Origin of the sequence: Polaribacter sargassicola (genome assembly GCF_021991835.1) — a bacterium.
In the GTDB taxonomy this organism is placed as follows: Bacteria; Bacteroidota; Bacteroidia; order Flavobacteriales; family Flavobacteriaceae; genus Polaribacter; species Polaribacter sargassicola.
Window position 1 is genome coordinate 1 of record NZ_JAHDAU010000146.1, and the last position, 309, is coordinate 309.

Below are 309 nucleotides of genomic sequence, written 5' to 3' on the forward strand. Positions count from 1 at the left end.
TCCGGACGCCCGGGAACGTCTGAGCCCAGCATCCTCCGGATCCCGGATCCTCCTGCGGCCATGGCCGTGTCGAGCGGGAAATGCCCTGCCGCGGCGAGAGTGCCCAGTCCGTGCACGAGCCCCCAGGTCGTGATGACGTCGTCGTCGGTCAGGCCCGCCGCGACGACCGCGTCGGACAGCATCGACTCGAGCTCGTCGATGAGTGGCGCCATCGTCTCCGTCGGTGAACCGGGAACGCAGACCGTCGGGTCGTAGACCGCGTCGAAGGCGTGCGAACGCTCGACGGCGAAGCGGATGTACGCCTGCCCG

At 69.6% G+C, this 309-nt stretch carries 1 protein-coding gene; it reads right to left on the minus strand.

Annotation, left to right across the window (positions count from 1 at the left end):
- Window positions 1-309: TetR-like C-terminal domain-containing protein (locus KI686_RS16240; RefSeq protein WP_237590365.1), on the minus strand; the 309-nt coding region annotated here is incomplete at both ends.